Annotated in this window: 18 protein-coding genes; 7 read left to right on the top strand and 11 right to left on the bottom strand. The window is 50.0% G+C overall.

The features are described from left to right. Positions 1-18 precede the first annotated feature (18 nt). Complete coding sequence (locus GA565_RS16605; protein ID WP_152199448.1) at positions 19-1110, bottom strand: endo-1,4-beta-xylanase; 1092 nt, start codon at positions 1108-1110, stop codon at positions 19-21. A gap of 283 nt (positions 1111-1393) precedes the next feature. Between GA565_RS16605 and GA565_RS16600 the strand changes: the two genes are divergently transcribed. Beyond that, entirely contained in the window at positions 1394-1681 is a 288-nt protein-coding gene (locus GA565_RS16600; protein ID WP_152199447.1) for a YciI family protein, read from the top strand. A 206-nt stretch (positions 1682-1887) separates the two neighbouring features. Here GA565_RS16600 and GA565_RS16595 read toward each other — a convergent pair whose 3' ends face one another. The 4 genes from GA565_RS16595 to GA565_RS16580 all read right to left on the bottom strand — a co-directional run bounded on the left by GA565_RS16595 (position 1888) and on the right by GA565_RS16580 (position 6561). After that, complete coding sequence (locus GA565_RS16595) at positions 1888-3120, bottom strand: MFS transporter (RefSeq protein ID WP_152199445.1); 1233 nt, start codon at positions 3118-3120, stop codon at positions 1888-1890. A 185-nt stretch (positions 3121-3305) separates the two neighbouring features. Next, positions 3306-4199: a DMT family transporter gene (locus tag GA565_RS16590; RefSeq protein ID WP_152199444.1), complete on the bottom strand. Its 894-nt coding sequence runs from the start codon at positions 4197-4199 to the stop codon at positions 3306-3308. Between the two features lie 20 nt (positions 4200-4219). Then, positions 4220-4648 (bottom strand): cupin domain-containing protein, encoded by a 429-nt coding sequence (locus GA565_RS16585; protein WP_152199442.1) that lies wholly within the window; start codon positions 4646-4648, stop codon positions 4220-4222. An 80-nt stretch (positions 4649-4728) separates the two neighbouring features. Then, a complete protein-coding gene (locus GA565_RS16580) occupies positions 4729-6561 on the bottom strand; it encodes a thiamine pyrophosphate-binding protein (protein ID WP_152199441.1) in 1833 nt (610 codons plus the stop codon). Positions 6562-6887: 326 nt separating this feature from the next. Here GA565_RS16580 and GA565_RS16575 point away from each other — a divergent pair, with 326 nt between their 5' ends. Further along, positions 6888-7760 carry a LysR family transcriptional regulator gene (locus GA565_RS16575; RefSeq protein ID WP_152199439.1) on the top strand — a complete coding sequence of 291 codons (873 nt, stop codon included), beginning with the start codon at positions 6888-6890 and terminating at the stop codon, positions 7758-7760. Positions 7761-7822: 62 nt separating this feature from the next. On the opposite strand, the gene GA565_RS16570 is transcribed toward GA565_RS16575, so the two are convergent. Continuing rightward, the gene (locus GA565_RS16570; protein WP_152199437.1) at positions 7823-10027 is read right to left on the bottom strand and encodes a TonB-dependent siderophore receptor; all 2205 of its coding nucleotides are present in this window, start codon (positions 10025-10027) and stop codon (positions 7823-7825) included. A gap of 208 nt (positions 10028-10235) precedes the next feature. After that, entirely contained in the window at positions 10236-11297 is a 1062-nt protein-coding gene (locus tag GA565_RS16565) for a YncE family protein (RefSeq protein WP_193311993.1), read from the bottom strand. Between the two features lie 370 nt (positions 11298-11667). Here GA565_RS16565 and GA565_RS16560 point away from each other — a divergent pair, with 370 nt between their 5' ends. From GA565_RS16560 to GA565_RS16545, 4 genes are all read left to right on the top strand, one after another. After that, entirely contained in the window at positions 11668-12510 is an 843-nt protein-coding gene (locus tag GA565_RS16560) for a MetQ/NlpA family ABC transporter substrate-binding protein (protein ID WP_152199434.1), read from the top strand. A gap of 29 nt (positions 12511-12539) precedes the next feature. Beyond that, positions 12540-13709: a methionine ABC transporter ATP-binding protein gene (locus tag GA565_RS16555; protein ID WP_152199432.1), complete on the top strand. Its 1170-nt coding sequence runs from the start codon at positions 12540-12542 to the stop codon at positions 13707-13709. Further along, positions 13690-14349 (top strand): methionine ABC transporter permease, encoded by a 660-nt coding sequence (locus tag GA565_RS16550; RefSeq protein ID WP_055783556.1) that lies wholly within the window; start codon positions 13690-13692, stop codon positions 14347-14349. Before GA565_RS16555 ends, GA565_RS16550 begins: the two co-directional genes overlap by 20 nt. Positions 14350-14514: 165 nt before the next feature. Continuing rightward, positions 14515-16830, top strand: a complete 2316-nt coding sequence (locus tag GA565_RS16545) for a molybdopterin guanine dinucleotide-containing S/N-oxide reductase (RefSeq protein ID WP_152199431.1) — start codon at positions 14515-14517, stop codon at positions 16828-16830. Positions 16831-16871: 41 nt separating this feature from the next. Here the strand turns inward: GA565_RS16545 and GA565_RS16540 are convergent, their stop codons facing one another. The 3 genes from GA565_RS16540 to otsB form a co-directional block, all read right to left on the bottom strand. Continuing rightward, entirely contained in the window at positions 16872-18527 is a 1656-nt protein-coding gene (locus tag GA565_RS16540; protein ID WP_152199429.1) for an alpha,alpha-trehalase, read from the bottom strand. Positions 18528-18813: 286 nt separating this feature from the next. Continuing rightward, positions 18814-20235, bottom strand: coding sequence for an alpha,alpha-trehalose-phosphate synthase (otsA, locus tag GA565_RS16535; protein ID WP_152199428.1), 1422 nt, complete (start codon positions 20233-20235; stop codon positions 18814-18816). After that, positions 20232-21059 carry a trehalose-phosphatase gene (otsB, locus tag GA565_RS16530; protein ID WP_370518104.1) on the bottom strand — a complete coding sequence of 276 codons (828 nt, stop codon included), beginning with the start codon at positions 21057-21059 and terminating at the stop codon, positions 20232-20234. The genes otsA and otsB overlap by 4 nt, the downstream gene beginning before the upstream one ends. 412 nt (positions 21060-21471) lie before the next feature. Between otsB and GA565_RS16525 the strand changes: the two genes are divergently transcribed. Next, positions 21472-23160: a thiamine pyrophosphate-binding protein gene (locus tag GA565_RS16525; protein WP_152199425.1), complete on the top strand. Its 1689-nt coding sequence runs from the start codon at positions 21472-21474 to the stop codon at positions 23158-23160. 123 nt (positions 23161-23283) lie between these two features. Here the strand turns inward: GA565_RS16525 and GA565_RS16520 are convergent, their stop codons facing one another. Next, complete coding sequence (locus tag GA565_RS16520; protein WP_152199423.1) at positions 23284-24510, bottom strand: MFS transporter; 1227 nt, start codon at positions 24508-24510, stop codon at positions 23284-23286. Positions 24511-24731 lie beyond the last annotated feature (221 nt).

Genomic DNA, 24731 nt, shown 5'->3' with positions numbered 1-24731 from the left:
GGGCTTTTTGACTCAGTACTACAACTTTTCAAAACAGTGTTCAACCACCCAGCTCACCGGCTTGATTTCTCCCTGAGGGCCAAAAACCAGCGGTCGCTGTGCCAACCTTGCTTGTGTTGTGGTAGCACCCACAAGATGCGGCCTGTCCCAAACGCCCCAGGTAATGACGGTTGACACTGCCTTGGTGGCGAGGACGGCTTCAAGATAACGTTTGTAGGTTGCCGCGACGATATCGTCACGCGCCGCGACAGAACCGGTGAGGTGACTGTCATCGACGTCCAGCTCGGTAACATACACCGCCATCCCCAGACGGTGTACGGCAAGAATGAACTTCGTCAACCCTGGGCCAAAGGTGTCTCCTGCGCGTAAATGAGACTGGATCCCCAGTCCGTGCACCGGCACACCTCGCTGCTTAAGCCCTTGTAACAGAGCCAATATCGCCGTTCGTCTACCTTCACCATAAGGCGTGTCCGTTTCCAGGCCATAGTCGTTATAGCAAAGCACGGCATCGGGGTCAGCCTTGTGCGCGGCGTGAAACGCGATGTCGAGATAATGCGGTCCGAGTACCTGATACCAAAAGGAATTACGTAGCCCACCCGGTTGACCGTCGCTGGGCTGAATAGCCTCATTAACCACGTCCCAGGAACTTATTTTTCCCCGGTAGTGGCCGGCAACGGTAGCAATATGCGCCGTCAGCACCGCCTCGGCGTTGGCGGAATTCACCGTTTTGTGAACCCATTCTGGCAGGGAGCGATGCCAACAGAATGTGTGACCGCGCATCTGCTGCTTATGTTCATCAGCAAAGTTGGCGATAGTATCGGCTGGACCAAAGTCGTAACGCTGTGGCTCAGGGTGTACCGTCTGCCATTTAAGCGCATTCTCGGGCACCAAAATACTTGCCTGACGCGCCACCACATCACGATAGGTGGCATTTGTAGTCAGCATTTTTGGGTCAATGGCGAAGCCAAACTGAACCCCTTTTTGCGTTGCAAGCTTGCGTAAGGGGATAAATGTTTCAGCGGCAAGCGCCAGTCGGCTGCCCATCAGCGGGACAACGACCAGAGCACGAATCAGTCCGGTAAGGAAAACGCGTCGGCTTGACGATTGCATGTGAACCTCAGGGCATATCTGAAGGGGAGTGTGTTAGGCAAACGGCGCCATCAAACACGCTTTTCACTTAAGCTCTGACAATCTGACAGCCTTCGTCCGTAAACGCCAAATAGAAATATGTAATTTATTATTTATGTCTAGATTATGCACTTATGTAACAGTGGCATATTTTGAAATATATTTATGAGTTCCGTAGGAGAGGTTGGTATAGATATTTATGGCGTAATGACTTTTTACGGATTAATATCTTTCTTTGACGTTAATAACCCCAGAGGATACAAGCGTGTTTATCATTAATGTGAAATACCATAGCCCAATAGACGAAATTAACGCGCATTTAGAAGCGCATCGTCAATTTCTTGACGCACAATACGATAAGGGCATTTTTATTGCTTCTGGACCACAAGTACCACGCGAAGGTGGAGTGATAATAGCCAACAGTAAAGTCACGCGTGAGGAATTGGACGTTATCCTCGCAGACGATCCGTTTAAGTCTCATGATTTGGCGAGTTATCATATAACAGAGTTCGCACCGCTGAAACACCACGCTGCCTTAGCCGATATACTTTAATAGGCGTCAATACACAAAAGCCGTATGTTGAAGAATATACGGCTTTTTTATTGTCTTTCTCATGGAGAGTCATTCGAAAAGAGTGAGTAAGGGAAGGGGGAGGGCGAACTTAATTCGTGATTTAAACAAAAAAAGCCAGCGTGCGAACACGCTGGAAATTAACGCACCAACACCAGGGAAATCGTTACGTCTTATTTGCTATATGTTTACTTTATAAACTTGGCTCGTGCAACCAGTAGACTTAATATAATACATACTGTTGCACTGGTAATAAACAATAAATTAACGGCAAGTAACAGGCTAGCATGATCAATAACCACGCCGAGTAAAATAGGGATCCAGTTGGCAATATAGGCTATAACATAGAATAAAGATATTAACCGTGCGTGACTGGCTTTAGGTGAAATCATATTCACCAGTGTCGCGCTACCGACAAAAATGGCGCCATAAGCATATCCGCCAATAATCATCCCTACGCAGGCCAGAATTACTGAGTGCAGCTCAATAGCGCCGGCAAACACTAATACAGACAATGTTTGTGCCAAACATCCGTACATCAGTGAATGGCGTGCGTTAACTTTACGACTTAGAATCTGGCTGATGCCTGCAATAGTAAGATAAGCCGCAATAACATAACCATAAACGCCACGGCTGTGAATACCCAATAGTGTTTCCGAAACACTAGGCCCTACGGCAAGAATACTCGCCGCAACTGCCCAGCAGGTAAACAGGGCAACGGAACACAAGAAGAAGTTTTTACCCGTAGCCTGCAAACCAGACAGCAGGCTGCTGTTTTTAGTGTCTGCTTGATCTTCCGATTTAGTCTGCACAATAATTGCTGGCGAAGACGGCCACTTGAGTATTACCCCCAATGCGGCAATAAATGCAATGGCCATGATAAACATGAAGGGCAGTGACGTCGTGTGGAATCCAGTTTGTAAAGCAATGCCGCTAAATATCGGCCCCAATGCCAAGCCTGACGTAAAGGATAGCGTGGCAATCAGTGCCGCCACTTTACCGCTGTCCTTGGGCCCAAAACGAACCAGAGCAATATTTGCTGCACCGGTTAAGGCACCGGTACCAATCCCGGCCAATAAACGGGCAATTAATAGCAGAGTAAATGAATCTGCTTTTGCAAATAGCAGCGCACCGCAAAAGACCATAAATAACGCCGGGACAATCATACTGCGTAAGTCCTGGACTTTGCCCGCCATGTTTCCTACGCCAAAGAGCGATATAAGAACACCCGCAGCATAGGCGCCATAAATAATGGTCAAACTCACCGCCGTAAGTCCTAACTCTTGTTGATAGAGCGGATACAAAGGCGTGGGGGCACTGCTGTTCAACAACGCAGCCATTAAGGCCAAAGCAAGAAAAAGCAAAATTGCAAAATGCGATGTGCGTGCAGGAGCTTCATTAATAGCAAGACTATCAGACATCTTTTTCTCCAGAATACTCGGTTTTCACCTTAATCATTTTATTAATAAATCTCATTCGGCCAGTCCGTTGATTATCAGAACTGGCGCTATCATAGCCGTTTGCCGCAGCGGTAAAAATCGATAAAACTGCATTGCAGTGGTTCAAAAATGCATTCATTGTTCATTGTTGATGCAAATTTATCGCATCAAGATGCCGCATCCTGGCGGGCAATGATTTTCTCTTGCGTCACTTCCACCACAGGAGCGGGTGAGCGCCTTACAATAGCGATGATGCCGGAGAGGACAATGAGTAAAATACCCAAAATTGATGTAGAAGTCAGAAGTTCGCCGAATAGGAAATAACCCAATCCGGTAGAGAAAATAATTGTGCTGTAGGAAAGAATACTGACAATGATTGCACTGCCTCTGCCGTAGGCGCGGGTCATCGAAATTTGTCCAAGACTGCCAAAAACACCAATCGCACAAACATTCATAAACGTCTTTATATTTAAAGGCGAATAGCCGTGAATGAGCAACAATGTACCACCAATGACACTACCCACCAGAGAGAAGTAGAACACCACTCGCAGCTCAGGCTCGCCTGCACGCACTAATTTACCGACATTAAAATAGGCTAATGCCGTTAATAGTCCTGAAAGTAATCCCACTGCGGCGGCACTGGTTTCATTATTTGACGTGTCGGGATGCAGGAGAACCAAGATGCCTGCAAACCCGATAAATACCGAAAGTAATAATGTTATACTGAGCTGCTTTTTATTGGTGATAAAGGTGATGATGGACTGAAATATCGGATTGGTATAGCCCAGCGTCGTGGCGGTAGCAATCGGCAAATGTATCAGTGCATAGAAGCCACTGTACATGGCGAAATTGCCAATGACCGCGCGCTTCATGTGAAGTTTGAAGTGGTTAGTTTTAAATCCTAACCTATTTATTTTAATGAAGAATAAAACAATCAGCATGTTGATAAAAGACCGATAAAAAATGATATCAATAAAGCCGACCTGATTGGCAACCAGCTTTACGCTCACGCCCATGAGGGCAAAGAACGCGCTTGCAATCAGCATCCAAAACGCAAACATAGTGACTCCATGTAGACTGCTTAGTGAGCTGAATTAACGGTTAACGGTAATTTATCTGCACAGGCAAAGAATACCAACATCTCGGCACCTGATGTTCCAGATTGCCCCTGATGCTCAATATCAACGGTATCAGTGAAAGAATCACCTTTATTAAAGGTTTTTCTCTGCCCTGTCTTTTTTAATACCAGTGTTACGTTTCCTTGAGTCATGTAAACGGCACTAATACACGGATGAGTGTGCCATTTCAAGACAGTATTGGGTTTTACTGTCACCCTCAGCATGGTTATTTGTGGCGTCCCGACGGGATAGGGGGCGTATTTTGTTCCTTCCCACGAACTGTCCGTTTTTAGCAGCGTTTCTTTAGTGATATCTTGATTATGGTTCTCTGCCGCCGTGGCAGTATTCGCTATTATTAGGCAGGCAATTAAAAATGACGCGATTTTGTACATGCTATCATTACCCTTATTATGTTTTTTATTAAAAGCCCGTTCAGAAGTTCGGGCTTATTCTCAATGAAATAGCGACTGGCTTATAAATTTGAAATTCGTTGTTCGAATTCAAAAGTACTGTCGGCATAGTATCTATTGGGTGGCGTATCGTTTCCAACTTCTATTTCAATCAGGAAAGGCCCGTCGTGGTCGTGGGCAACGTCGAGAGCCGCATCTACATCATCCAACGTGGACGCTCGTGCTGCCTTCACGCCAAGGCTGTGGGCAAAAGCCACCCAGTCATGATTAGGAAGCGCCGTATAGCCGGAGGATATGCCACGGTTGTGTAAAGTATCAATATACATTGCCCCGTGGGCGCTGTTGTTCATCACCACAAAAATGACCTTAATCCCATAGCGAGCTGCGGTTTGAATCTCCATGCCGTGCATCAGCATACAGCCGTCACCGGTGACGACCAGGCAGTCGTTTTCCGGCGCGGCCAATTTTATGCCAATACCCGCGCACACCGCCCAACCCATTGGCGCCAATGAGCTAGACGTATGATAGTCGCCACAGCCGTTAGACTGCCAATAATGCGCCATGAAAATTCGGTGAGCGCCGGAATCGACCACAACGTTGGTGTTACTCGACATACGCTGACGCAGGTGTTTAATCGCATCACCTGGATAAATATACTGTTTCTCATTGATATTTTGTGAGGGAAGTTCGCTGCGCTTGAGGATAAGCGGCAAGTTATTTATTTTTTGCAGCCATTCCTTACGCCATTCTTTTACCTCTTCCAGCCGTGTGTCGTGCTCATCAACCGCGTTCACTAAGTGTTGCAGCGCACCGTTGAGATTCGAAAAAACCTGTACATCCGGCTGATAGTGCAAACAGGACTTTTCAAAGTCTTCATCTATTAATATCAGTCTTTTATTGCCATGCAGCTTTGGCGTCCAGTTTAGACTGTCCCGCTGGCTTAAATCACAGCCAAAGACGATCAGAACATCGACATCTTCACCATTAATCGTTTCTACCGCTCGCGTATGTCCCGCGAAGCCATAAACGCCCAATGACAGCGCGTGTTCTTCAGAGAACGCACCTTTTCCCGACAGCGTAGTGGCGACGGGGATTTGATATTTTTCGGCAAGGTGATGCAGCAGTATGGCATCGCTACGGTTGTTTACGCGGTGACCGGCTAAAATAGCGACTTTAGATTTGCCTAGAATATGCAGCTTTAAGACTTTCTCTAATGCTTTAATATCTATAGGAGATTCATAGCTGTCAGTGGGTTTCAGCGGTTTCAGCTGGGGATGCTCGGTCATTTTCTTTTTTTGAATATCTACCGGCATACTTAAATATGCACGGCCTTTACGCTGGGTATTTAAGCTTATTAAACTACGCCTTAACTCATATTTAAGCGTGCTGCCATTCTTGATCTCAACAGCGGAGTTCAAGAGGGGCTTCACGATGGTTAATTCGTCTAAACCACTGTTGCTTCCGTCCTGAAAGGCACCCTGCGCTTCATGATAGGTTGAGATACCCCCTGCCAGATAAAGAACCGGGATGCGGTCTGCCTGTGCGGCAGCCATCGCGGGAATAAAGTTCATGGTTCCCGGGCCTGAGATTGCCAGACAAACGCCAAATTTTCGGCTGGCTCGCGCATAGCCATCGGCCATAAATCCGCAGGCCGTTTCATGTGCACCGACGATACCTTTTATTTCGGAGCTATCAATCGCGTTAATAAACGGATAAATAAGTTTGCCCGGCACTAAAAATATGTGCTTTATATTATGTGACACCAATTCCTGAATAATAACTTCAGAATTGTTGCTTTCAGGTTTGGGGTATTCGATAAATATAATTGCATTACTGTCATTTTCAGCTGCAGACAATGCAACGGAAGAGAGCGGTTTTTCTGCGTGAGTCTTCATGATTTATTTCCAAAAATATAAAATCAAAAATTATCAATAACAAAAGCGGACATAGATGCCCGTCATGGTCATGATAGAAACGCGCAAATAACGCATCTCTGAATCTAATGTGTGGAATATCTAACGTGTGGAATATATAACCACAAAATGTTCCAAAGTATGAAGATGCATGATCGCATCACATTGATGCATTTTTGCATCAATTACAGTTTTACATCCTGACAGCAAACCCACTATCATAACGCCGAAAATTTGCTTGCCAGGGTTGATACGCGCGCTTTATCAATAAATAACCTTATCAATGCTCTCGAAAAGGACATTCGAAAATGAACTGGGACGACGCTCGTTTTTTTCTCGCACTTGCGCGATGTGGCACCTTGCGCAAAGCAGCAGGTCAGTTGCTTGTCGATCAAGCTACGGTTGGCCGACGCATTACCGCATTAGAGGAAACTCTGGGGTCGAAACTTTTTATTCGTACGCCCAAGAATTTTTCCCTCAGCCCCTTAGGTGACGAATTACTCCCCGATGTGATTAAAATGGAAAACGCCATGCTTGCCATTCGTCGTAAAGCCTCCAACGGCGACGACAGCATGGGCGGTAATGTCAGCATCGCCACGACGGACAGCATGGCTGAGGTTTTCGTTATCCCGGCGTTGAAAAAACTTCGAGAGCAGTATCCTGAAATCACCGTGACATTATTAACCTCGGTCAATATCTCGGATATTTCATACCGAAGCGCAGATATGGCGATTCGTGGCGCAAGGCCTGAAGAGAAAACGCTGATTATCAAGCGATTAGCTACCATTGAGATGGGGCTGTACACCACCGAGGAGTATATTCAAAAAAAAGGCATGCCTATTGAGGGTACTCAACTTCAGGGGCATGATTTATTGATGTTTCCCAGAGATTTAGTTCCAAGGCATTGGGACAATTTTTGTGGAGAAAGTCTCGTTAGCCCTAACGTGGTGCTGCAGTCCAATTCGCAAATACTTCTGCGCTCGGCAACGGCTCACGGTTTGGGCATTGGTTTGCTGTCTTCATTTATGGCAGATAAGGATCCTAAGCTTATTAGAGTGTTTCCGCAAAGCAGGGACTGGGTCGATATATGGTTAGTTTTACATCCGGACCTGAAACGCTCGGCCAGAATTCGAGCCGTGATTAAAACTCTGGAGGTTGAGTTTTCTAAGCAACACGGCTGAATATCGACCCTGATTTAAAGCCCGCTCATTACTGAGGCGGGCTTGCGGGTCGAGTGATGCTGTTAGAACGAAGTCGTCACGCCGGCGTAGTAGGCTCGGCCAGGTTCGTTATAGGTTGACGCACCGTCATCTGCACGATAAATCGAGCGGTCGAACAGATTGTTGATACCGCCGCTAATGCGCAGATTCTTATTGATGGTGTAGTTGGCACCAATGCCGACAATCGAGTATCCCCCGACCACGGTTTTCGACAAACCACCGGCTTCGGTTCTACTTTCAGGCGTTCCGCGCGGTTTCTGGCGTCCGTAGGTCGTCATGTTGGTATTAAGTGCTAACTTGTCAGTGACCTGCCAGTCCAGCGAGGTATTGAGGGTGTATTTAGGAATAATTGACAGCGGGTTGCCGGTCGATTTTTGCTTGGAACGGAACATGTAGGTCGCGTTGGTATTCCAGGTCAGCAGGTCTTCCACCACGGGAACTTTCAGATTAGCTTCCAAACCGTCAATCAGCGCTTTGCCGCCGTTTTGCCACTGCAGCACGTTCGCACCCGATGCCGTTTTACCAATAACATTCTCGCCTGAGATGATTTTATTTTTATAATCATTCCGGAAATAGGTCAGGCCAGCGTTGACGCCGCTGTCGCTAAACTGAATGCCAACCTCTTTGTTAACGCTGACCTCAGCGTCCAAGTCCTGATTACCTAATAAATAGCAGCTTCCGGTTGGCACCGACAGCGGGCAGCCGTTGCCGCGCGTCTGCATCATGTAGCTAGGATTTGACTGATAAAGATTAGGCGCTTTAAATACGCGGGCGATACCGGCTTTCAGTTTGAACTTGTCACCAAGGTCCTGCTGAATATTTAGACTCGGGCTAAAGTTGTTGCCAAATTGGGTATGGTGGTCAAAGCGCAGACCGGGAATAAGCTTGGTGGCACCTCCGGCGAAGTCCATATTGTCTTCAAAATAGAGTGCGCCCAGGCTGGCGCTATTTTTACTTTTGCGCTCAGAACCTTTGGTTGAAACCCCACCCACACTCGTATCGGAGGAGGTAGTAAAGCTGGTTGATGCCGGATCCTCCAGCTCTTCACGCGTCCACTCGGTGCCGAGCGTCAGCATATTATCGGCGTAGAAATCGAACGGAATATACACTTCACCGTTGGCGCGATAATTTTGCAGTCGACTGGTGGAGTAGTTTTGCGCATCGGTAATACGACCCTCGCCGCTGCCCGCCATACCTTCATCAAGACGGGTATTATTGGTCTTCTCATACGAGAAATTAAGCTTTGACTGACCCCAGTCCCAAATGCCGTTGTGGGTGATGCCATAGTTTTGACGATACAGTCGGTTTGTTTCTGCACCCGATTGAGCCAAATTGCTTGTGGTGGCGCTGCTGGTGCTGTACTGCGTGTCCCCGGCATAAATATTGCCCTGACGGCTGTAGCCGGCTTCAAAATCGATGATTTGATTGGGGGTCATTTTCCAGGAAAATACGCTGTTGATGTCGCGGTTGCGCACGCCTTCGCGTCCCGCTGCCTGCGATCCGTTTTCTACGGTGTTGATATTCCAGCTGTCAGAATCGGTTTTATTAATATTGCCGTATAAACGCATGGTCAGGCTGTCGTCATCGCTCAGTGGGCCACTGAGGCTAAAATTGGCGCGTTTGGTGGCACCTTCTTTGTCGCTTTCAGGTTGATTGGTGAAGAGCGACAGAGAGCCGGTCCAGTCGTTGGTTGGACGTTTGGTTATAATATTCACCACGCCGCCCGCCGCACCGGAACCATAGTGAGCGGCAGCGGGGCCGCGCAGCACTTCAATGCGTTCAACCATTTCAGGCGGCACCCAGTTGGTATCGCCACGGGTATCGCGCTCGCCGCGCCAGCTGTAGCGCACGCTGTCTCGTGACCTGACCGGATTGCCGTCGATCAGAATCAACGTATTTTCCGGACCCATACCGCGAATATCAATCTGGCGGTTGTTGCCACGACTGCCCGATGCACTGTTGCCGGTGAGGTTGACGCCTGGCATTTTGCGGATGATATCCGAAAGATCGTTAACCGGCGGGGTGCGTTTTATATCCTCGGCGGTAATAATCGACGCACCGGCCTGTTGTTTAAGCTCCTGCTCGGCGGTCTCGCGAATAACGAGGATGTCTTCCCCCTCTTTTTCACGATCTTTGTCTTCATTTATATTGGCGGCGCTGGTGCTGCTTATAAAGCCCATGAGCAAAATAGCGAGAGCAGTTTTTTTATGATCTATTGAGGTATTCATTTAATTATCCGATTGAAAATAAAAAACGCATTTTAAAATTTTAATAATTATTATTTATTGCGTCGGCTGGCTTTAATAGGGGCAGGCCCTTTATAGCGCGAAGCGATTTCTCCCCAATAAAGAGGATCGTTGTGGGCTCACATTTTTTAATCACTACAGCGTTGCCCCACCAATGGCGCTGACTCGCCGCGGGTGGGGCTGTTAATGCTTACTTAAAGGTAACGCGAACCACGTCGTCCGGGCTGGTTGCCTCTTTCTGGCGGCTCGATTCCTGCTTCACGCTGACGTACAGTGTTTGGCCGTCGGGTGAAATAGCCAGACTTTGTGGATGGGTCGGCATATCCAGCGTCTCCAGTACCTTGTAGCTCTCGGCATCGATCACGCTGACTTTTCCAGCATCGCGATGGGTCACATACACTTCATTGCGTGCGGGGTTAAACAACACCGCCAGGGATCCGGGCACGGCGATTTTATGCAGCACTTTACCGTTTTGCGTATCGAGCACCAGAACATTGGCTTCTTGAGAGTCAGTAACAAACGCGCGATGTTTCGCCGTATCGAGACTGAGGTTCAGGTAGAAGTGCTCGCCCGGGTTATCGATTTTGACGCGCGATAATATTTTATTGGTTTTAGTGTCAATGGTGATGAATTCGCCATCGCCGTTGGTGACGTAAAGTCGCGATGCTTTGGTATCGATGGCCAGACCGGTGGCCATTTTGCCGACGCCTTCAAGGGTGTGGCGCAGGGTCAGGTTCTCACCGTCTACTACCCAAATCACGCTTTCTTTACCTAAACCACCGACGTAGAGCGTGTTGGTCGCTTCATCTACTACCAACTCGCGCGGCGCCAGAGGGCGCTCCTTCTCAGTGCGTGGACGGCTATCCAGCACCAACTCTTTTTTGACTTGATTAGTTTTAGCATCAATCGAGGTCACTGCGCTGCTGGTGGTATTGCCCAAGAATACGGTGTTGGTTTTATTATTGAGCGCCATGCCGAAAGGCTTAAGCGTGGTCGTAATCGACTGGTTTACCGCCAGACTTACCGGGTCAAGGCGATAAACTGCGCCCGCTTTCTCCTGACGGCCCTGCGAAGAAGCAACAAACAGGGCATTTTGACTGGCGCTGTAGGCCAATTCATAAACGCCTTTGCCGACCGCTTTTCTCTCCACTGAAATCTGACTATTCGCCAGCAGTGAGGATGAGAAAAGGAGTGAGGTCAGCAGCAGTGCTGAGGTGATTCCTGCTTTCGCCGGTGCAAAACGAGATGACATCATTTTCTCCATAAAATAATAAGCTTCCCTAACTGTCTCGAGTTTCTCTGGACGTACAAGTCGGCCGAATGGAAACCCTGTCTACTAGACAGAGGGCTGATTTTGAGCGGTAATAATTATCATTATCTGCTGCTAATGGGAAGCATTATCATTAATTTCGTGAGTAAATGTTAAATATTATTTCAAAATCACACTGTTTTATTCATAAGTTGCACCATTTTATCGCGCAGACGGGCTGGTTTTGTCGTTATATATTCATTAAAGATATATATATCCAATAAATGAAATTATAAAGACATAAGCCCATCGGTATACTGCCGATAGGAGTCACCACACACTGTTTGATTTCATCCTATGAAAGGGTTCATCGATGCGCAAAATGATTAAAAAAACCAGAACAAACTTGAATCGCGCTTTCCTGCTGGCGGCAACCACGGCCGTGCTTATCACCAGCGGCGCGCTGGCGCCTCTGTCGGTTGCACATGCGGCGGATAAAACCTCAATCAAAGTCGGCATCATGAGCGGGGAAGACGAAGACATCTGGCGTGAAGTGGTTAAAGAAGCGGCGGCCAAAGGTCTGACGGTTAAAACGGTGGTCTTTAACGATTACAACCAGCCAAATGAAGCCCTGCAGGAAGGTGAGATTGACGCCAATGCGTTCCAGCACCAGCCGTTCCTGAATAACCAAATTAAGGTCAATCACTACGACATCGTGCGCGTGGGTGACACAGCCGTTTGGCCGATTGGCCTGTATTCGAAGAAAGTGAAATCGGCGAAAGACTTTAAAGAAGGCGCAGTCATTGGCGTGCCAAACGATCCTTCCAACGAAGCGCGTGGGCTCGTTCTGCTTCAGGAAGTGGGTCTTATCAAGCTGAAACCAGGTGCCGGTATTGCGGCTACCACGGCTGACATTATCGACAACCCGCGTCATTTGAAAATCAAAGAGCTGGATTCGGGCATTATTGGCCGCTCGGTTCCTGACCTTGATGCCGCGGTTGTTAACACCGACTGGGCATTGAAAAGTGGCTTGACCGTTCAAGACCGTATTGCGCAAGAGCCGGTCAAGAACAACCCCTACACCAACTTTATTGCGGTCAAGAAAGAGAATGTGAACGCGCCGTGGGTGAAAACGCTGGTCGGTGCTTATCAGAACGATAAGGTGAAGGTCGTGTTTAACAACGTTTATAAAGGCACCGGCGTAACGACGTGGTAGACAACTCAAGGCCGTAAAGGAATAAAGTTATGACAGTAATCTCTGAGACCGAGGTGCATTTCACCGCCAACTCGTCGGATAAGAAACTCTCAACTACGACGGCGCTTCACGGCGCCGGTAGCGTGGCACGAGAAGTCTCATCCGCAGAGTCCGAAGACGTGGTACGCCTGGTGCGTGTCAATCGTCGGTTTGGCAACACGCAGGCACTCCAGGATGTGTCATTAACTGTTAAACGCGGTGAGATAGTCGGCATTATAGGCCGCAGCGGTGCAGGGAAATCGACTCTCATCCGCTGCCTGAACGGACTTGAACGTCCGGATGACGGCACTATCGAAATTGAAGGCAGCCCGATAACCGGTCTGAATGAAAAAGAGCTGCAGTCGGTGCGCAGTCGCGTCGGCATGGTTTTTCAGCATTTCAATCTGTTATCGGCCAAAACCGTTGAGCAAAATGTGGCGCTGCCGCTGAAAATCGCCGGTTATGACAAGGCAAAACGTCGGGCGCGAGTGGCAGAGCTGCTGGCGCTGGTCGGTCTGGAGGATAAAGCACAAAGTTATCCTGCGGCCTTGTCCGGTGGACAAAAGCAGCGCGTAGGGATTGCTCGCGCGCTGGCGGCAAGTCCTGCGCTGCTGCTGTGTGATGAAGCCACTTCCGCACTGGATCCAGAAACAACGCGTTCGATTTTGGCGCTATTGCAGTCCCTCAATCAGAAACTCGGTATCACCGTTTTACTGATCACTCATGAAATGGAAGTGATTAAAAAGGTCGCGCACCGCGTGGCGGTGATTAACGCCGGAGAAATCATCGAGCAGGGGCCGGTGTGGCAGGTTTTTGCCCATCCACAGGCCGAACTGACGAGAACGCTGCTGAGTGGACTGCTGCCGCAACTGCCGGAAGCACTGTCCGAACGCCTGACGCAGTTTCGCGCGGGCGAGGCCATTTATAGTGTGCATTATGCCGCTCAGGACAGTGCAGGGCAGGAGCAGCAGGGCGAGATCCTGACCCGTTTCTCCTCCGAGCTTGCTGGTCGTTTTCGTCTTATTCAGGGCGGGGTCGACCATATTCAGCACTACGCCGTAGTGCGTTTTTTCATTGCGGTGCCGGTAGACAATACCGACGCAGAGCAGACTATTTTACACTGGCTGCAGCAGCACCAGGCGCAAGTGGAGCTGATAGGTTATGTCACCCGTAATGCTTGATTTACTGATTAATGCGATTGAAGAAACGCTGCTGATGACGGCAGTTTCCGGTCTGTTTTCATTGGTGGCTGGTTTACCGCTGGGTCTGATTCTGGTGATGACCGCGCCCGGTGGGATTTCTGAAAATAGTCTGATAAACCGCTCATTGGGGTTGGTGATAAACGGCTTTCGTTCGTTGCCGTTTATCATTCTGCTGGTGGCGCTGATCCCCGTGACCCGTTTCCTGGTTGGCACCTCATTGGGTACCTGGGCGGCGATGGTGCCGCTTTCAATCACCGCCACGCCCTATTTTGCGCGCGTGGCCGAGGTTTCACTGCGCGACGTCGACCGAGGGCTGATTGATGCCGTTCGCGCAATGGGTGCCAGTAAACTGCGCATTGTGTGGGACGTGTTAATTCCCGAGGCGCTGCCGGGCATTTTATCCGGTTTTGTCGTCACGCTGGTGGCGCTGATTGGTGCCTCGGCGATGGCCGGAGCCATCGGTGCCGGTGGATTGGGTGATTTGGCTATTCGCTATGGTTATCAACGTTTTGAAACGTCGGTAATGGTGCAGGTTATTGTGGTGCTGATAATCATGGTCTGCGGTATTCAGTGGATTGGTGACCGCATCGTGGCAAAGGTCGATAAACGCCACGCCTGAGATTTTATCCTCTAAAAGTTTTTCTTACTGCCTAAACCGGTCGCCTGAAACGACCGGTTTTTTTGTATTTCTCCTGTGTGAATAACGTTATAAAAATAGATGAACAAGTAACGTGCCCAACTGCGGTAAACTCAGTGATTCATAAAAATTTTAGAATCCATCGCCATGACAACAAACCACAATCTCGCCGTGATGCACTGGGGCACCTACCGGGTTACCACGACTGAAGGAACGTTGACCGCCATCGACCCCGTTGAGTGGGACCGCAACCCGTCGGCCATTGGTCAATCGTTGGTAGGCGCAGTTGACGGGCCAAGCCGCATTCGTCGTCCCGCCGTACGTCTCGGATATTTGCAGCACGGCCGCGACTCGCGTCATGGGCGCGGCAAAGAGCCGTTTGTTGAAGTGAGCTGGGATACCGCGCTTAAACTGGTTGCCGATGAGCTGACGCGAGTGAAGAAAGCCCACGGCAATGAAGCGTTTTATGCCGGGTCCTACGGGTGGTCAAGCGCGGGTAGATTTCACCATGCCCAGAGTCAGCTGCATCGCTTCTTTAACCAATTGGGTGGCTACACCGGCAGCACCAACACCTACAGTCTGGCCGCCGCAGAGCGCCTTTTGCCGCACATTATCGGCGATCTTGACGTGTTGCAAAAACAGCATACTCACTGGCCGGTATTGGCGGAACACTGCGAGCTGTTTGTCGCGATTGGCGGGCTGCCGCTGCGTAATGCACAGGTGAACGGCGGCGGTGCCAACGACCATTCGCTCAAGCACTGGCTTGGTCAGATGCAGCAAAATGGCACCCAATTCATTAACGTCAGCCCGGTCAAGAATGACCTCTCTGGCGTGACGAATGCAGAATGGCTCTCTTTGAAACCCGGCAGCGATACGGCACTGCTGCTGGCGTTGAGCTATGTGCTGATTGAAGAATCGCTTTACAACGACGCCTTTGTAAACAGCCATACCGTAGGGTTTGCCCCTTTTAAGGCCTATCTGCTCGGTCAAAAAGACGGCGTGGCCAAAACGCCAGCGTGGGCGGCGGCGTTGACCGGCGTTGAGGAAGACACTATTCGCCAACTGGCGCGTGAAATGACGTCCAAACGCACGATGATCAATATCGCCTGGTCGCTGCAGCGCGCAAGGCAGGGTGAACAGACATTTTGGGCGACGGTTGCGCTAGCGGCGCTGATTGGCCAGATTGGCACGCCCGGCGGCGGCCTGGGTTTTGCCTATGCCTCAACCAATTTGGCAGGGGCTCAACGACGCACTTTCTCCGGTCCGCGTTTTCCCGCAGGACACAATGCGATAAGTGATAAAATCCCGGTCGCACGGCTCTCCGACATGCTGCTCAACCCCGGCGGAGCCTACCAGTTTGATGGACAGGATTGCCGCTATCCTGACATTCGCGTGGTTTATTGGGCAGGCGGCAATGCTTTTCATCATCATCAGGATTTAAATCGCCTGGTTGAGGCGTGGCGTCAGCCCGACACGGTCATTGTTCATGAGCAGTATTGGACCTCGCAGGCGAAGTTTGCCGATATCGTATTTCCTGCGACCACCTCGCTTGAGCGTGAAGACATTGGCAGCGCCAGTAACGATGGTTTCATGATAGCAATGCGCCAGCACATTGCGCCGCAGGGGGAATCTCGTGATGACTACGCCATTTTTAGCGCGCTGGCCGAGCGGCTTGGATTTGGCGAAAGCTTTACCGAAGGGCGCGACGCTGCCGCCTGGATACGCCATCTGTATGAAGGTTCAATGCCACGTGCACAGGCCGACGGTATTGAGCTGCCGCCGTTTGACGAGTTCTGGCAGCGTGGCAAACTCGAATACGCCTTGCCGGAAGAGCCGCAGATTTTCCTACAGGCGTTTCGCGAGAATCCTGTGGCCTCGCCGCTGACGACACCGTCCGGCAAAATTGAAATCTTCTCGCAAACGGTGGCCGATTTTGGTTATGAAGAGTGTCCGGGACATCCGTTTTGGTATGAGAAAGAGGAAACAGAGCAGCGCGAAATCTCCGCCCGCTGGCCTTTGCATCTTCTTTCAAGCCAGCCGCGAACCCGCTTGCACAGCCAGTACGATCATGGCAGCGTGAGTCGCAACAGTAAAGTGCAGGAGCGCGAGCCGCTGTGGCTACATCCGCACGACGCCGCGGCGCGTGGCATCATCGAGGGTAGCGTAGTGAAGGTGTTTAACCACCGTGGCGCTATTCTGGCGGGCGTTCACCTCAGTGAAGACATCAGGCCGGGCGTGGTGCAGATGGCGACCGGTGCCTGGTACGATCCTCAGGATCCGCAAAAAACCGGATCCCTCGACAAGCATGGTAATCCGAATGTACTGACTGAAGACTGCGGCAGTTCGCGATTGGGGCAGGGGTGCAGCGCACAAAGCTGTTGGGTCGATATTGCTGCGTGGAACGAGGCACTGCCGGAGGTAACCGCCTTCCAGCCACCGCAGTTTGTGACCGGTGAGATTTAAAAAAACCACGAGGGGGATTCCGCTCCCCCTCATCTACAACATCAGTCGAAATTCTCACCGTACAGCCCTATGAGTCTTCGCACAACGCCGTTGGTCCAGCCAAAGCCGTCCTGAAGCGGGTATTCACCCCCGCCCCCGGCGCGAGAGTCGTCGCCGGAAATGTGGTACTTTTCAATAAGCTTATGATGCTCTTGGTAAAAATGATTGACCGTTTTTAACCAACTGCGGGCAATCTGGTCACCCAGTGCGTCATTGCCATACATTTTAAAGCCCTGAATCGCCATCCACTGCAAAGGCGCCCAGCCGTTAGGTTTATCCCACTGTTCACCGGTTTCATATTCTGTGGCCATCACACCACCCGGCGTGAGCAGGCGGGTACGCACCGCTTCGGCCAATCTTTCAGCCTGGTGGTGGGTGGCGAGGCCGACGTAAAGTGGCACCACGCTGGCCGCTGAAAACAGCGCCATCTGCTGGCGATACCAGTCGTAGTCGCGAAAACAGCCCTGATCCTCATCCCAAAGAAAGCGGTTCATTGCAGTTCTTCTCGCCTCGGCCCGCTGGAGGAATAGCGCCTCGGTGTCCTTTTCGGCTTTCAGGGACGCGATGTTGGCAATGGTGCTTTCAAGCTTATAAAGGAAGGCGTTGAGGTCAACCGGTATAAAGTTAGTCGTGCGAATACTCGCAAGACGTCCCGCGTCACGCAGCCAGCGAGACGAATAGTCCCATCCAGACGCTGCCCCTGCGCGCAGGTCGCGGTAGACCTGATTTGCCGGGCGACTTGAGTGTTTCGCTGTTTCAACATCTTCACGCCAGGATTCGTCGCGCGGCGTATCCCTGTCGTCCCAGTAACGATTCAAAAACGCCCCATCGGGCATTCTTACAACGTGACGATAGGCCTGATTGGGCGCCAACGATTCAGAGCCATCCATCCAGAATGCGTATTCTTTAATCAGATGATCGTAATACCGACGCGCACCGCGAACGCCGTCTTCCTCAAAAAGCTCGACCATCAGGGCAAACACCGGCGGCTGGGATCGGCTTAGGTAGTAGGTGCGGTTGCCGTTGGGGATGTGGCCATAAATTTCGATCATCCATGCGAAATTATCGGCCATGGTACGTAGCAGATCGTGTCTGCCGCTCTCGGCCAGACCGAGCATGGTGAAGTAGGAATCCCAATAATACGTTTCACCAAACCGCCCGCCGGGCACGACGTAGGCCTGCGGTAGCGTAAGCAGGGAAGACCAAGGAATATGATCTTCCGGTTCTCGCGTCAGCACGGGCCACAGATTATCGATGTGTTCCTTAAGCGTGTCTCCCGGATTTGAGACGTAATCGCTGCTGCGGTGCGCGGTCAGCCAAAAGTGCTGCGCCACGAAGTTTTTCAGACTAAAGCCGGGATGCTTTTTAACCTTACGATAGCGAATAAGAATGTCGAGCGGGTCCATTTTGGGCGCGCAGTCGGGAAAGGTTTTGCTGTCTTCAAAAATGTGTGCGGACTGCACGTCCTCGAAAAGTTCGAGATAACGGTCTGCGGGGGTCAGCGCATCCGAATTGGGCAGGCCTCCGATCATTTCCGGCTCTGGCTCTGCGTCCATCATTCTTTCTAAAATCAGCTCCAGCGGCTCTAAATCGACATGGCTGTTTGGGTCTATTTCAAATTCCACTGGTTCAATAACAAGTAATTTAGAGTTGTGCATAAGCGACAAACCTCTTTATTGTGTCCTAAATTTACGGAGTGAATTCCGTGCTTATATCCTTTAATTGTAGACAATCGCGCCGTCAATTACGCCGAAAGTGTGCTCTTCGTCACGCTTTTTACAGGAGTTTACATCGGCGCTTAATTCTGAACTTCGGTAACTGACTCTTTATAGTGGGGAAAACGGACTTATTTACCCACTCGACGCTGTCTATTTAAATCCGTTTGGTTTGCAACGAGTTATTAATAGCCCGGGTTAACGGGCTATTTTAAGGGGGACAATTTTATCAGGATGCTTCGTGTGCCACGGCGTCATGGCCTTGACTGTTTAACGGGATCGCCTGCAGGTCGTCGACATAATTTTTACCCCATTGCTCAATGTCATTTTCACGCAGCAGGGCCATCATTTCGTTGTAGCGCGAAATGCGTTCCTCGAGCGGCATGGTCAGCGCCTGGTCAAGCGCCGCTGCCACTTCGTCCCTGTCATACGGGTTGACGATAAGCGCGGCGGATAACTCATTGGCTGCACCGGCAAAGCGAGACAGTACCAGCACGCCCGGATCGGCGGGATCCTGAGCTGCAACGTACTCCTTAGCCACCAGGTTCATGCCATCGCGCAGCGGGGTGACTAGCCCAACATCGGTCAAGCGGAACAGTTTCATTAACAGACGGCGGTCGAAATGCTGATTGAGATAGAACAACGGCGTGCTGTTCAGTGAGCCATATTTGCCGTTAATGCGCCCAACTTCCATTTCGAGCTGATGGCGCAGGTCCTGATAGGCCAGCACATCACCGCGCGAGGTCGGCGCGATTTGTGAATAGCGAACTTTGCCGCGATGCTGTGGAAAATTCTCGAGCAGGGCCTCGAAGGCCAGAAAACGCTCAGGCAATCCCTTGGTGTAATCGAGTCGCTCACAGGAGATAATATTTTGTACGTCACCCAGTTCGCGCTTCATTTCGGCCATTTTAGGCGGCAGTGGTCCTTCGGCCATCTCTTTAATACTGTCGGGCGCGATGCCTATTGGATAAACTTCGGTCCTGAAGGTATTGCCAAAAGCCTGATGAACTTCCCCTGCGGCTTGCGGAACTTCACTGAGCTGGCTGACGTTTTCAAGAAACGCACTGCGATCGCTTTCCGTTTGGAAACCGAGCAAATCATATTCGCACATCATTTTTAACAGCTCTTCGTGCGTAGGCAGCGCGGTGAAAATCTCTGGCGTGGGAAAAGGAATATGCAGGAAGAAACCGATACGATTGGTCACGCCCAGTTTACGCAACGCCGCCGCAAACGGCAGCAAATGATAGTCGTGGATCCACAGAATATCGTCAGGCTTAATTAGCGCCTGCAGCTGTTTGGCAAACAGATCGTTGACCCTGCAATAACCGTCCCACGCCTCACGCTGAAACTGCACAAGGTCAATTCGATAATGGAAAGCGGGCCAGATAACGGCGTTGGAAAACTGAAGATAATAAAGGTCGTAATCGTTCTGATTAAGGGGAACGGTGGCATAGGTAATGCCTTCACTTTCGACCAGACTCAGTTCGTCCTCTTCCTCACCGGAGATTTCGCTTATTTCTCCGCTCCAGCCAAACCACACGCCAGACGTATTTTTCAATGCATCCAGAATCCCTACCGCAAGCCCGCCCGCGCTGGCTTTGGACTTGTTTGGAATGGCAATACGGTTAGACACTACAACTAAACGACTCATAACCTTGACCCCTTACCCACGGTATTTTTCTTAGTACTTTGTTCAATGTTTTGTGTAAGTAGCAACAACATTTCATCCAGCCACGCGTAAACATCCGCAACCTGTTTGAGACGATAACGGGCATGGCTCTTGCCTGCGCCAACCTTCACTGAAATTCCTTTCATCGCATTTACGGCCTGAAAGCCTTTCTCATCCGTGAGATCGTCACCGATAAACACGGGCGTACGGCCAATGAAGGGCGGCTGTTGCATAAATGTCTTGATCGCCGCACCTTTGTCCGCCCCCAGCGGTTTTATCTCAACCACACATTTTCCGGGCTGGAGGGTAAGTTGAGGAAACTGTGCAATGGCAGATTCTGCCAGTGCTAACACCTGGGGCTGATAGGTCATTGCCTGGCGATAGTGCAAGGCAAAGGCCATACCTTTTGCCTCCAGCAGCGTGCCGGGCATTGCTGTCATCTCTTTTTCCAACATGGCCAGCAGCGGTGTAGCAATTTCATCCGGCAGCGTGGTGCGTTGAAGATGGCCTTGAGCATCGCGCATCTCGGCGCCGTGAACGCCTGCCATTGGCAGTGACAGCGGCGAAGCCAACTGGTCCAGCTGTTCGATCGAACGCCCAGAAACCAGCGCCACCGCACCCTCACAGGCTGTGGACAGTGTCTGCATGTTATCAAGTACGTGAGAAGGAATGGTCACATCGTCAGGCTCCGGTATCAACTCTGCCAGAGTGCCATCGACATCAAAAAAGAAGGCATATCGGCCACCTTCTAACGCGGGAAGGGGCGGTGTTTCTGCCGTATTATCCTGTGTAACAGTGGTCAAAATAGTTCTCCTGCCTGCATGGTTTACGCAAAACGAATCGTGTTACGCGAGTAATTTCTGCGAGCGTTGGCCGCAGTAGCATTCAGGGCGCGTCAAGTCAGGTTGCTGAAAGAAATATCACGGGGGGCTCGTTCACCATCGCCACAGCCAATAGCAAAGAAATAATAAATTCTGACGGCAATCACCGCAAAAATAGGTTAAAAATATACAGCGGCTTTTAATTAAATATCTGTCAGATAAATCTGTTAATAGCACGCTAACGACTTATTTTTTTAAAATAAAAACAACAACCTGAATGTGAATACCCTGAGATTTAAGTGTAGTCGATGTCGGCGTATTTTCCATTGTCCGCGTCTAAAGCAGGCACCATCGGCTGCAAAATGAGTGCAGAACACTTGATTGGAGTCTACTTACCGTGATAGTGAATAAATCATCAAACGTGAATAATCGACGGGGTGCGGACGTACTTTTAGAAACGCTGCACAGCGAGGGCGTAGAGTACATTTTCGGCAATCCCGGCACGACGGAACTGCCGTTGATGGATGCGCTTTTACGCAATCCAGCGCTGAAATATATTCTGGCACTGCAGGAGGCAAGCGCCGTTGCCATGGCGGATGGCTACGCGCAAGCCTCGGGAAAACCGGGCTTTTTGAATCTGCATACCGCAGGTGGCCTGGGGCACGGTATGGGTAATTTGCTTAATGCAAAAGTGTCGCAAACGCCGCTGGTGGTCACGGCGGGGCAGCAGGACACGCGGCATTCAATCAGTGACCCGCTGCTGTATGACGACCTGATCAGCATCGCTTCACCGGCTGTCAAATGGGCGCAGGATGTTTCAAACGCCTCACAACTGCCAGTGCTGTTACGCCGCGCTTTTCACGATGCCAACGCGGCACCGAGTGGTCCGGTATTTCTTTCGTTACCGATGGATATCATGGATCAACTGACTGACGTCGGCATCGGTGAAGGTTCTGACATTGACCGGCGAGCGATCGGCGGTTCTCTACCTCGTCTGGCCCAGATTTTAGCGCAGTGTACGCCCGGCAAGCTGGCGATTATCGCCGGAGATGAAATTCACACCAGCCACGCGACGGCTGAAACTATCGAAGTTGCCGAGCTGCTGGGTGCCCACGTTTATGGGTCATCCTGGCCCTCACGCATTCCCTATCCCACATCACATGCGCTTTGGCGCGGCAATATGCCGACCACGGCGGCCGGAATAGCCGAGATCCTCATGAACTACGAGGCAATTTTTGCGCTGGGTGGCAAGTCATTGATCACGATTTTGTATAGCGAAGGCCCTGCAGTTCCGGAGGGTTGCAGCGTTTACCAGCTTTCTGCCGATGTGAACGATTTAGGGCGATCGTATGCCACCAAGCTTTCCATCGTTGGCGATATAAAGGCGTCGCTGACCGCTTTTTTACCAGCATTAAAAGAGGTGACTGACGCCCATCGTCAACGGTATCGCGCCTTAATCAGCCAGGCAGCGGATGAGCGTAAATTTGCGCGTGAGCAGTTGGAAATCAGCGTGGCTGAAAAATTCTCTTTGCCGACCATTGCACCGATTGTTGCCGCGCATGAAGTGGTGAGGGCGATTGGGCCCGATGTGGCGATTGTTGATGAAGCGCTGTGTGTTTCACCATGGGTACGAAAATTTTTAACCAGCCACAACTCGGGGCAGTATGCGTTCATGCGTGGTGGAGCTTTGGGCTGGGGCATGCCTGCCGCCATTGGTTATTCTTTAGGGCTCGGCAAGCAGCCTGTTGTATGCCTGGTGGGCGACGGTGCGGCTCTGTATTCTCCGCAGGCAATGTGGACAGCGGCACATGAGAACCTGCCGATAACCTACGTGGTCATGAATAATCAGGAATACAATATTCTGAAAAATTTCATGCGTAATCAGGCGCATTACTCCTCGGCGCAGACCAATACTTTCATCGCGATGGATATCGTTAATCCGTGCATTAATTATTTGGCATTGGCGCAGTCAATGGGGTTGCCGGCGCAGCAGATCCGACACGCTGCTGATATCGCACCGGCTATCGAGGCAGCCATTGCCAGTGGAAGGCCGAATCTTATCGAAGTGATCGTGAGCGCCGATTGAATCAGACCGGTAGAAAGTAGAAAGCCCGCGCACTTTTTCTTGCGCGGCTAACGGAAGGTCACTCGAAAAGGGACGCTCTGCGCTGCCTAAGCTGTTTATAACGACGAAGGAGAATACAAGCCATCATGACATATTCATGATGCCTATTTCACTCGCCTTCCTTTCGGTGATATGCAGGTAACGACTGAGTAACAGGCCTATCGCCAACAGACTCATAATAGAAATCGCCACGGCGTTCCAGCCCATTGCAGCAAATACGAAGCCATTTAGATAACCGATAATCGCGCCACCGGCGTAGTAACACAGCAGATAAAGCGCAGTAGCTTGGCCTTTAGCATGCGGAGCATGAGAACTTACCCAGGTCAGTAACGTGGAATGCGATGAGAAAAAGGCCACAGAGAAGCAGATAATGCCCAAAATAAATATTGGCAGGCTGGGCGAAATAAACGTAATCAACGCGCCGCATAGCATCATTATCAACAGCAGGCTTAATGTGTTCATTGAGCCATAACGCATGGCCATTTTTGCTGAGAAGGGAGCTGCAAAAAAAGTGAGTGAGAAACTGATCGGAATAAGAGCGATCAGTGAATAAGGCAAGTGGTAGGGTTCACCATGAAGATGGAAAGCCAGGAAGTTGAATGCAGAGGTGAAAGAACCGAAAATAATAAATCCAATCATAAAGCACGCGGATATTTTACTATTCGTAAAGTGTTCCTTTCCGCCTTTTAACATCTTTGTCAGATTAAGGGAGGGAGCGGCGGAAAAATTTTTTGATGCCGGCAGAAAGATAAATACCAGCAATGCCATCAGAAGCAAAACAGTGCTGAAAAAGCAGAAAATACTTTCAACTGAAATATGCTCCATCATCAGCGTTGCCAATACACGCCCAGACATGCTTCCCAGTGAATTACCAAATATAAAATAGCCGGTAATGATCCCCGCTAACGCGGGCGAAACTTCTTCTGTAATGTAAACCGTGACGGCAGCAGTAATACCACTAACGGCAATTCCAAGCAAAGCACGATAAAAAACTAACACGTGCCATGATGACGTCGTCGCGCAAAGCAGCGTTAGAATACCTCCCGCCAGCAGTGAATAAACAATAATCTTTTTCCGTCCAAAGCGGTCTGACAAACTCCCGCTGAACAGCATAGCGAAGGCCAGAAATCCAACCTCAGCCGATAAGATTAACCCTACCTGATTTAGTGGGATATTATACACTTCGCTCAGCTTGGGTAATAAGGCCTGAACAGAGTAGAGTGAGGCAAGTTCTGCAAGGCCTGACAATGGCAAAATCAGTAATAATGGAATATAGCGCCAAAGGCTATTTTTAGCTAAGTGCTTGTTCATTTGTTTCTCCCGAGTGTTTCAGGGTTAATTATAAAATTAATAACCGGCCGCTCAACATGACATCATCAAATCCTATTTAAAAACCACCTTTTTATTATTGATATTCATCACATATTTTTTTATGTCTGTATTTAATCCGTGTTTAAATGAATTACGATCCGTGCAGTTAATTTTTGATAATTCTCGCCATAATAGAGACCGCATTAATCAATGCGGAAGTC

The sequence above is a fragment of the Rouxiella sp. S1S-2 genome, from assembly GCF_009208105.1.
In the GTDB taxonomy this organism is placed as follows: domain Bacteria; phylum Pseudomonadota; class Gammaproteobacteria; order Enterobacterales; family Enterobacteriaceae; genus Rouxiella.
The sequence above is the reverse complement of the archived record's forward strand: the minus strand, read 5'-3'. Positions and strand labels throughout refer to the sequence as shown.

Excerpts from the sequence above, each read along its gene's own strand:
- GA565_RS16560 (WP_152199434.1), top strand. The coding sequence starts at position 11,668 with ATGCGCAAAATGATTAAAAAAACCAGAACAAACTTGAATCGCGCTTTC.
- GA565_RS16540 (WP_152199429.1), bottom strand. The coding sequence starts at position 18,527 with ATGCACAACTCTAAATTACTTGTTATTGAACCAGTGGAATTTGAAATA.
- GA565_RS16605 (WP_152199448.1), bottom strand. The coding sequence starts at position 1,110 with ATGCAATCGTCAAGCCGACGCGTTTTCCTTACCGGACTGATTCGTGCT.
- GA565_RS16585 (WP_152199442.1), bottom strand. The coding sequence starts at position 4,648 with ATGTACAAAATCGCGTCATTTTTAATTGCCTGCCTAATAATAGCGAAT.
- GA565_RS16565 (WP_193311993.1), bottom strand. The coding sequence starts at position 11,297 with ATGTCATCTCGTTTTGCACCGGCGAAAGCAGGAATCACCTCAGCACTG.
- GA565_RS16575 (WP_152199439.1), top strand. The coding sequence starts at position 6,888 with ATGAACTGGGACGACGCTCGTTTTTTTCTCGCACTTGCGCGATGTGGC.
- GA565_RS16545 (WP_152199431.1), top strand. The coding sequence starts at position 14,515 with ATGACAACAAACCACAATCTCGCCGTGATGCACTGGGGCACCTACCGG.
- GA565_RS16555 (WP_152199432.1), top strand. The coding sequence starts at position 12,540 with ATGACAGTAATCTCTGAGACCGAGGTGCATTTCACCGCCAACTCGTCG.
- GA565_RS16520 (WP_152199423.1), bottom strand. The coding sequence starts at position 24,510 with ATGAACAAGCACTTAGCTAAAAATAGCCTTTGGCGCTATATTCCATTA.
- GA565_RS16595 (WP_152199445.1), bottom strand. The coding sequence starts at position 3,120 with ATGTCTGATAGTCTTGCTATTAATGAAGCTCCTGCACGCACATCGCAT.
- GA565_RS16550 (WP_055783556.1), top strand. The coding sequence starts at position 13,690 with ATGTCACCCGTAATGCTTGATTTACTGATTAATGCGATTGAAGAAACG.
- otsA (WP_152199428.1), bottom strand. The coding sequence starts at position 20,235 with ATGAGTCGTTTAGTTGTAGTGTCTAACCGTATTGCCATTCCAAACAAG.
- GA565_RS16590 (WP_152199444.1), bottom strand. The coding sequence starts at position 4,199 with ATGTTTGCGTTTTGGATGCTGATTGCAAGCGCGTTCTTTGCCCTCATG.
- GA565_RS16580 (WP_152199441.1), bottom strand. The coding sequence starts at position 6,561 with ATGAAGACTCACGCAGAAAAACCGCTCTCTTCCGTTGCATTGTCTGCA.
- GA565_RS16570 (WP_152199437.1), bottom strand. The coding sequence starts at position 10,027 with ATGAATACCTCAATAGATCATAAAAAAACTGCTCTCGCTATTTTGCTC.